This window comes from Paenibacillus gorillae, from assembly GCF_000513275.1.
GTDB classification, from domain to species: domain Bacteria; phylum Bacillota; class Bacilli; order Paenibacillales; family Paenibacillaceae; genus Pristimantibacillus; species Pristimantibacillus gorillae.
Window position 1 is genome coordinate 32,219 of the sequence record NZ_CBVJ010000125.1, and the last position, 7,789, is coordinate 40,007.

A 7,789-nucleotide genomic window follows, 5' to 3' on the forward strand; every position below is an offset into this window, starting at 1 on the left:
GTCGGCTCAATTCCTTTGAAGCTGCCTAGCAGAGCCAGCTTGAAGTAGAAAAAAACGAGCCCTAGCCTAATCGCTAGAGACTCGTTTCTATGATAGCTACAACGGTCTTTCCACTGTGAAAATATCGCCAAGACCGGCATAATCATGACCGGCAAGCCGGCTTACTGGCTGAAGCTTGCGGGGATCGATATGCCCATCCCCATCATAAACCGAATCGGCGATATGGTAAGCGACAACCCGCCCGATAAGCAGATCGCAGGCAGGCCCGCCTTCCGCATCGCCTCCAAGCTCCAATGCTTGCTCCAATAAGCATTCCATTCGAATACGGGGCTCGGCTACACCAGGAACTTCAATCCGCTGGCTGCTGACCAGAGTTAATCCGGCTGCCTGCACCTCGCTCTCCTCCGGCGGCAGGCTTGCCGCCGTCGCATTCATCGCCTCAAGAAAGGACTCGTCGGCGATATGGACGACGAATTGTCCCTTTCCTATTGCGTTGCGCGCCGTATCCTTCCTCTCGCCATTCTTTCGCTGCACAGAGACCGAAACAAGCGGCGGGTTCGAGCTGACAATATTGAAAAAACTGAAGGGTGCCGCGTTTAGAACTCCCTGATCAGACAATGTCGTGACTAAGGCGATAGGCCTCGGGATGATGCTACCAATCAACAGCTTATAATTGTCGCGGGCGCTTAGTGCCGACGGGTCGATCATCACCATAACTTTTCCTCCGTTACACGATATTCTCCCGGTACCACTGGGCGGCTGCCGCCACCTCCGTACCAGTGAGCTGATGGCCGAACCGCTCCCAGTGTACATTTACCGAAGCTCCTGCCCCTGTTAACAATGAGGTAAGCTCCTCCGTCTCCTGCGGCGAGCAGATCGGATCATTGCTGCCCGCTCCGATGAAGACGGGAACGTCTGTGAGAGCCGGCAGTTCAATGCCGCGCAGCGGCACCATTGGATGATGCAGAATCGCACCGCGCAGCGCATCCCTGTCATGGAACAACAGACTTGCTGCAATGTTGGCGCCATTCGAATAACCTATGGCAATGAGATTGCGGCGGTCGAATCCGTATTCCTCTGCGGCCTGGTCCAGAAATTCGTTCAATTCCTGAGTCCGGAAGATCAAATCCTCAATATCGAATACGCCTTCAGCCAGCCGGCGGAAAAACCGCGGCATACCATTTTCCAATACATTGCCCCTTACGCTAAGCACCGAAGACGCCGGAGAAATCGCCACGGCCAGCGGCAGCAGATCGCTTTCAGTCCCTCCCGTTCCATGGAGCAGCAGTAGTACGGGAGCAGACGGGTCGGTACCTGGTTTGAAAATATGCTTCATCGTCGCTGTCATTACTGATCCTCCTTCAATACGCGAACTTCAATCGGCGGCAGCAATTTAACGATCTGATCGCGGTGTTTCTCATACCATTCCGGCAGCATCAGTTTCTCGCCGAGATTTTCTTGCTCCTCATCACGGGCAAAGCCCGGAGGATCGGTCGCGATCTCGAACAGAATTCCGCCCGCTTCACGGAAATAGATTGCATTGAAATATTGACGGTCCACGATCGGAGTCGGCTGATAGCCGCTAGTCTCGACCTGCGTTCTCCAGCTCTCATGCTCTTCGAAATCTTTGGCGCGCCATGCGATATGATGAACCGTTCCCGCGCCGCCTGCACCTGCTGCCATTGGCGTCACGTTCACATCGATAATATTGCCGATGTCGCCAAACGATTGGAACCGCGCAAAGCCGTTCTCCTCGCCGACTTTGGTCAGCCCCATTACATGCTCCAGCAAATGAGCGGTACGGCTAGGCGCCAGGCTGAACAATACAGCTCCGCCAAAGCCTTTGATCGCTTTCTCAGCCGGAACGCCGCCAAAGCCCCAAGTACTTGCCGTGCCGGCCTCCCGGGCAACCAGCTCTGCGTGCATGCCGTCCGGATCATCAAACTGCAGATACGTTTCGCCGAATCTTGTCGTCTCTGTCACCGCAATATTGAATTTCGCCAATCTCTCCCGCCAGAAATCGAGCGAGTCAACCGGAACGACGTAGGTTGTAATGCCGACTTGACCAGCGCCGACACGTCCGAGACGCGAGCCTGCCGAAGGGAAAAATGTAATAATCGTCCCCGGACTTCCCTGCTCATCACCAAAGTACAGATGATAAACTTCCGGCGCATCGAAGTTGATCGTTTTTTTAACTAAACGCAATCCCAGCAACCCTGCATAAAAATCGACTGTCGCCTGCGCGTCACGTACAAAAGCGGTAATATGGTGAATACCTGCTGATTTTTAATTTCGTTTGTTCTGTCATTACGATCCACTCCCTCAATGTTGTTGTTATCGTTCTATCGTGATTTGTTCATCGTTAACTGCTTATCTATGATTCGGCGAACAGCTACTTATAGCTGCTCTCCGCGAAACGTCCAAGCTTCTTGAGCAGTGCGCTTGCCGCCTGCTTCTCCTCCGCAGTCAGTCCGTCAACCGAACTGCGAATCACGTCTGCATGGGCAGGAAATACTTCCTCAATGAACCGTGTGCCTGCTTCCGTTATCTCGGCATAGGTTAATCGGCGATCCTCGGTCGACGCTTTCCGGCATACCAGCTTCTTCTTCTCCAGCTTATCGACTACATAGGTAATGTTCCCGCTGCTCATCAGTACCTTGCCCCCGATTTGCTGCAGCGGCTGCGGCCCCTTATGATGCAGCAGCTCCAGCACGCCGAACTCCGTCCGGTTCAAGCCATGCTTGCGAATGTCCCGGTCGGCATGCGCATTCACCCATTGGCTGGCCCGGGAAAGCGCAATATACAGCTCCAGTGATTCATCTTTGTTTTGTGCCATATCGATCGGCCTCATCTCTCGCATCGGAATGTCTTAATTTTTATTATCTTAAATTTAAGATATATGATATTGAGATAAATGTCAACCGTCCGATTTACTTTTTTATAAACGTCTAGCGTACGAATCCGGTGATAAGCCAACGAGCGCTTTGAACGCTTTTATAAAATGCGCCTGATCGAAAAAGCCCAGCTCTACAGCCAGCGACGGCCAGTCAATCTCATTGCCGGCAGCTGCAAGCTCTGCAGCCTCCAGCATGCGATAGCGCTGAATGACCCATTTCGGAGATACGCCAACATATTGGCTGAATAGACGCTGCAGCGTTCTTTTGCTCATGCCAAGGCCATCCATCAGATGCTCTACCTTGGTCACCTGGTGCTCCGCAATAATCCGGTCGATAATCGCGCAAATCGATGCGACATTGTCGTCTGCAGCAGGAAGCCGCTCCAGCAGGAAACGTTCAAATACGCCAATTCTGCCGCTGTGGTCAGGTTGCGACAGCACCTCAAGCTCCAGCTCTGCAGTCGAACAACCGAATACATCCTCCAGGCTGGCGGATGTATCAGTTAAATCACTGACAGATCGCCCTCCAAAGAACGGGTAAAAGCCTCCCGGCAAAAAATGAACGCCCAGCACATGCCCGATGCCCTCCAGCATATGATGCGACTTTTTACGCTCAACGCCGAAGATTCCGGTCTGGTCCTTCTCGAAAACGAGATTGATGACCGGATTTTGCAGCACTTCCTGCTTGTATGGAGGCTCTCCTGTTAAATCCCATTCAATGATCCAGTAATGACGGATGAAAGGCCGCAATTCCGCGCAAGGCTCATACCTTGCAACTTGAAATTTGCGGCTGGTTGGATATAGAATGCCTCTGCCGGCCAGATCCTTATGCGTCTCCTGCTGCAATTGATTGATTTCTTCTCCAGATCCCATACGTCCCGCCTCCTGTCTGTCGCGTTTTTACTATACCGCTGCCCGTCCATTTCATACAGTTAGAATAGCAAGAACATCACTTTCAGAAAAGAGGTCATCGCCATGAACCTTCAATTTACGATCTATATCGACGCAACGCCGGAAAAAGTATGGAGCCTGTTCACTTCACCTGAGCATACCCGCAAGCTGTACTACGACTGTGTCTTGCGTTCAACCTTCGAAGAAGGCGCAGCGCTTGAATATGTCGGGCCCGGCAATGACGGTCCGGAGACGGTTCATATTTACGGTACGGTGCTCTACTTCGAGCCTGGCCGCCAGTTCAGCTATATCGAGCATCCCGGCGCCACCTATTACACCAACCATGCCGAGCTGAGCTGCCGCGTGACCTACACCTTAGAGCCTTTCGGCGCTTGTACCAAGCTAACGCTGCTCAATGATGAATGGTCCGAGGGCCATCCCGGTTATCAGAAAACAGCAGATGTATGGCCGATGCTGCTGAGTGATATTAAAACTTACGCCGAGACGGGTAAAACACTTAATTTAGGCTGGTAATTGTACAATGTGCCTTGCTAACCCACCGAAGAGGAAGCAAAAAAGCCGCCAAAAGGCGGCTTTTCATTTTACAGATTGTTTACTGGTCCGCTTGCTCTTCCCAGAAGAGATCATTCAACGTCTTGGACAGGCAGCGGCAAATGGCTACGCAAAGACTTAAGCTTGGATTGTAATTCCCCGACTCGATCAGACCGATTGTCTGCCGGGACACGCCCACAAGCCGGGCAAGCTCATCCTGTGACAGCTCCTTTTCAACACGCGCCAGCTTCAGTCTCATATTTTTCGAATTTTTCATAGGCTGGTTCCCTTTCCCGCTTGTCTCCTATTCCTCATCATCTTTAGGTCCCATCGACTGGCTCACCTTTCTTGCAGCAGCGTCCCCAAACCACAGTACCATTAGAAACAACGGAATATAGAAGATAATCGAAAACGCAAAAACAGATAAAAAATATACGAAACGAGTGCTGTCGTCCCCATATAAGACAGCGCTTCTCACTCCGAAGAATATCGCAATACCGAGGCCCAGCACAAGTCCGCTAATCATTTGTTTCTTGCTTCGCGACACCCGGCTCCTCCGTTCCTTCAGCTCAACCTCGGCCGCATACACCCCTTTAAGGATGGAACGAAGGCCAATGTAAAAGCTCGTAGCCACTAGAATAATGAGTTCTGTAAGAAATAGCTTATAGTCTGTTCCAAAACGTATAAGCTTTACGATAGCTGATACATAACAAATGAGAACGACCAGCCAATAAGCTTCGACATACAGTTTATTCCGCACCTGATCCAGCCTCTCATCACCTGTAGAACTTCTCAACCAACCAATTTTCCTCATTTATCCATCACTCCTTTGTTATCTATAGTATGATATAAATAACAAAATGTAAATTATAGCTGTCATTTTATTTATTATATCTGTCTTTCCAACAAAAAAACCGCCCCAGAGTAGGGGCGGGTAATTTACGCAATAATTGGGGCCGGACACGTTTTCATTTGGTTCAAACCCGCTTGCGTTATTGTAACGCCTGCGAGCATGAACCACTGGTCATGCAAAGCTGTATTTTTGTCTGTAGAAGGCCGGAGAGATTCCATACTGCTCTTTGAACGCACGCGAGAAATGGGTACTATTTTCAAACCCCGTCATATAACAAATGTCCGTAACCGATAAAGCGGAGTTCATCAGCAGCTCTTTCGCCCGGTCCAGCCTTCTTTCCCGAATCCATTGGCGCGGGGGCATGCTGTAGATCGCTTGGAACTCTCGTTTGAAGGTGGACAAGCTTCGGCCGGATAAGTACGCCAAATCATCGACCGATACCGGATTTAACAGGTTTTCCTCGACGATTTTGGGAATATCGGAACGTGCCTGCTGCTTCAGCTGAAGCAATTGCAGCATGAGATCCTGATCGGCCGCAGCGAGATCAAAAAGCAGCTCCAGCAGTTTAATTTTAATCAAATGCTCATCAATGCCGTCGGGTTCGGTGAAATAAGGTTCTAATGAATCCACGTATTTCAGAAGGCGCTCGTTAACCGGCTTAACGGAGACAGCGACCGAAGCTGCTGGTGCTTTTGGCTTTATGCCAGACAGTCTGGAAAACTCTCTGAGCAGGTCATCCTTCAGAAAGAACATCCGGTATTCCATCATGCCGTCGCCATCCGGATCGCCAGTTTTCTGGTATTGGACGACAATTGCTTTTTTCAGCAAAATCATCTCGTTGGGACGCACGTCATAAATCTCCCCGCCATAGCTGATGGAATACACGCCGCGCTGAACGAATAACAGCAGATGATCTTCCAGAAACAAAGACCCTCTCAGCTTCTCCGTGAACACGCAAGCTTTCATAACGGATAGTCCGTTCATTTTCAAAATGACCTGATTATGCGTCTCGGCGAGTTCCTGAGGAGCTTTGACCAAATGTTCGATCATTCCCACCGCCCCTTTCTGATTGCCTCTTTATAATCGGCTTCTGGAGTCACTTATATCACACTTGGCCATGCGAGCCAACAGAAAATAAATCAACAATTCAGCTTGAGCTAAAATGTCAAATGCATTCGAGCCGCACAGAAAAGTACCGCGCAGCCGCCTATGTTACGATGAAGCCGTTGAACAACACGAATTGAGGAGGATATGAACGATGAGCAAAGTATGGTTTATTACAGGAGCCTCCCGAGGTCTCGGCTTGGAAATTTCCAAAGCCGCTCTGGACGCAGGAGATAAAGTGGTAGCGACAGTCCGCAGCAATGCAGACGCTCTGCAAAGCCAATTGAACCATAACGATAATCTGCATGTGGTGCTGCTGGATGTCACCAATGAAGCACAGGCACATGATGCCATGAGTGAGGCTGTCGGCAAATTCGGGCAGATCGACGTTCTGGTTAACAACGCAGGATATGGATTGCTTAGTGCGATAGAAGAAGCTTCAGGTGAAGAAGTGAAAAACAACTACAATACCAACGTGTTCGGCACGTTGAATGTCATTCGGGCAGCGCTGCCGCACATGCGCAAACAACGCTCCGGGCATATCGTGAACATTTCGTCGGTCGGCGGCCTGAGAGGAGCGGAAGGATGGGGCTTGTACGCTTCCACTAAATTCGCCATTGAAGGCATTACAGAGACGCTGGCGATTGAGCTGGCTCCGCTAGGCATTCATGCGACAGCCGTTGAACCGGGCTATTTCAGAACCGACTTCCTGGATACGACCTCGCTGACACGAACCGGCAACATTATCGAGGATTACGCAGACACGGTGGGCAAAATGAGAAGTATTGCAACGCAAGTCAATAAGAAGCAGCCCGGAGATCCAAAAAAGCTGGCCCAAGCGCTTCTGCTGCTCGTCAATGCGGATAAACCGCCGGTTCATCTCCCCCTTGGCAAGGATACACTGCAAAACTATAGAGAAAAAACCGCAAACTTCCACAAAGATATTGAGGCGTGGCATGACGTGATTGTCGGCACTGACCACGACGACGTTAATTAATGCAATTGCAAACGGCCTGAGTCCAATTGACTCAGGCCGTTTGCTTGCTATTTAGCCGCCTAGCTTATTGCGAGCCTTTGCCGCTTTTGCCAGGGCTTGTTTGGCTGCCGCCTACATTACCTTGATTGTTGGACGGGCTTTGATTGCCCGACTGGCTGCCGCCTACACCGCTCTTGCCTTGATTGCCCGACTGGCTGCCGCCTACGCCGCTCTTGCCTTGGTTACCCGACTGGCTGCCGCCTACGCCGCTTTTACCTTGGTTACCCGACTGGCTGCCGCCTACGCCGCTCTTGCCTTGATTCTCGATTTGGCTGCCGCCGATACCGCCTTTGCCTTGATTATTCGACTGGCTGCCGCCGATGCCGCCTTTGCCTTGATTTTCTGTCGTGCCGCCGCCAATGCCGCCGCCTTTACCTTGATTTTCAGTTTGGCCGCCGCCAATTCCTTTGCCTTCGCCTTCACTGAATCCGCGACCTTTAAACTGAATGCCGCCTTT

General features: G+C 51.0%; 10 protein-coding genes and 1 pseudogene. 2 read left to right on the forward strand and 9 right to left on the reverse strand.

The features are described 5' to 3' along the window. Positions 1-96: 96 nt before the first annotated feature. The 5 genes from TY10_RS23680 to TY10_RS23700 form a co-directional block, all read right to left on the reverse strand. Positions 97-714, reverse strand: a complete 618-nt coding sequence (locus TY10_RS23680) for a flavin reductase family protein (protein WP_042169169.1) — start codon at positions 712-714, stop codon at positions 97-99. Between the two features lie 13 nt (positions 715-727). Next, positions 728-1,336 carry an alpha/beta hydrolase gene (locus TY10_RS23685; protein ID WP_081735461.1) on the reverse strand — a complete coding sequence of 203 codons (609 nt, stop codon included), beginning with the start codon at positions 1,334-1,336 and terminating at the stop codon, positions 728-730. A gap of 11 nt (positions 1,337-1,347) precedes the next feature. Continuing rightward, positions 1,348-2,274 carry a ring-cleaving dioxygenase gene (locus TY10_RS23690; RefSeq protein WP_042169175.1) on the reverse strand — a complete coding sequence of 309 codons (927 nt, stop codon included), beginning with the start codon at positions 2,272-2,274 and terminating at the stop codon, positions 1,348-1,350. Between the two features lie 118 nt (positions 2,275-2,392). Further along, positions 2,393-2,836: a MarR family winged helix-turn-helix transcriptional regulator gene (locus TY10_RS23695; RefSeq protein WP_042169178.1), complete on the reverse strand. Its 444-nt coding sequence runs from the start codon at positions 2,834-2,836 to the stop codon at positions 2,393-2,395. A gap of 102 nt (positions 2,837-2,938) precedes the next feature. Beyond that, on the reverse strand, positions 2,939-3,769 hold the full coding sequence (locus TY10_RS23700; protein ID WP_155986036.1) for an AraC family transcriptional regulator: 831 nt from the start codon (positions 3,767-3,769) through the stop codon (positions 2,939-2,941). A gap of 102 nt (positions 3,770-3,871) precedes the next feature. Here TY10_RS23700 and TY10_RS23705 point away from each other — a divergent pair, with 102 nt between their 5' ends. After that, positions 3,872-4,321, forward strand: a complete 450-nt coding sequence (locus TY10_RS23705) for an SRPBCC domain-containing protein (protein WP_042169180.1) — start codon at positions 3,872-3,874, stop codon at positions 4,319-4,321. A gap of 79 nt (positions 4,322-4,400) precedes the next feature. Here the strand turns inward: TY10_RS23705 and TY10_RS23710 are convergent, their stop codons facing one another. The 3 genes from TY10_RS23710 to TY10_RS23720 all read right to left on the reverse strand — a co-directional run bounded on the left by TY10_RS23710 (position 4,401) and on the right by TY10_RS23720 (position 6,242). Then, on the reverse strand, positions 4,401-4,616 hold the full coding sequence (locus TY10_RS23710) for a helix-turn-helix transcriptional regulator (protein ID WP_042169182.1): 216 nt from the start codon (positions 4,614-4,616) through the stop codon (positions 4,401-4,403). 27 nt (positions 4,617-4,643) lie between these two features. Further along, positions 4,644-5,153 carry a DUF6773 family protein gene (locus TY10_RS23715; protein WP_042169185.1) on the reverse strand — a complete coding sequence of 170 codons (510 nt, stop codon included), beginning with the start codon at positions 5,151-5,153 and terminating at the stop codon, positions 4,644-4,646. A 210-nt stretch (positions 5,154-5,363) separates the two neighbouring features. Continuing rightward, the gene (locus tag TY10_RS23720; protein WP_042169187.1) at positions 5,364-6,242 is read right to left on the reverse strand and encodes an AraC family transcriptional regulator; all 879 of its coding nucleotides are present in this window, start codon (positions 6,240-6,242) and stop codon (positions 5,364-5,366) included. A 208-nt stretch (positions 6,243-6,450) separates the two neighbouring features. On the opposite strand from TY10_RS23720, the gene TY10_RS23725 reads away from it, so the two are divergent. Further along, positions 6,451-7,293, forward strand: a complete 843-nt coding sequence (locus tag TY10_RS23725) for an oxidoreductase (protein ID WP_042169190.1) — start codon at positions 6,451-6,453, stop codon at positions 7,291-7,293. A 64-nt stretch (positions 7,294-7,357) separates the two neighbouring features. Here TY10_RS23725 and TY10_RS32160 read toward each other — a convergent pair. Beyond that, positions 7,358-7,789, reverse strand: a pseudogene (locus TY10_RS32160) (cell wall anchor protein); the annotation flags it as partial.

Coding starts and splice junctions, on each gene's coding strand:
- TY10_RS23680 (WP_042169169.1), bottom strand. CDS start 714: ATGGTGATGATCGACCCGTCGGCACTAAGCGCCCGCGACAATTATAAG.
- TY10_RS23685 (WP_081735461.1), bottom strand. CDS start 1,336: ATGAAGCATATTTTCAAACCAGGTACCGACCCGTCTGCTCCCGTACTA.
- TY10_RS23695 (WP_042169178.1), bottom strand. CDS start 2,836: ATGGCACAAAACAAAGATGAATCACTGGAGCTGTATATTGCGCTTTCC.
- TY10_RS23700 (WP_155986036.1), bottom strand. CDS start 3,769: ATGGGATCTGGAGAAGAAATCAATCAATTGCAGCAGGAGACGCATAAG.
- TY10_RS23705 (WP_042169180.1), top strand. CDS start 3,872: ATGAACCTTCAATTTACGATCTATATCGACGCAACGCCGGAAAAAGTA.
- TY10_RS23710 (WP_042169182.1), bottom strand. CDS start 4,616: ATGAAAAATTCGAAAAATATGAGACTGAAGCTGGCGCGTGTTGAAAAG.
- TY10_RS23715 (WP_042169185.1), bottom strand. CDS start 5,153: ATGAGGAAAATTGGTTGGTTGAGAAGTTCTACAGGTGATGAGAGGCTG.
- TY10_RS23720 (WP_042169187.1), bottom strand. CDS start 6,242: ATGATCGAACATTTGGTCAAAGCTCCTCAGGAACTCGCCGAGACGCAT.
- TY10_RS23725 (WP_042169190.1), top strand. CDS start 6,451: ATGAGCAAAGTATGGTTTATTACAGGAGCCTCCCGAGGTCTCGGCTTG.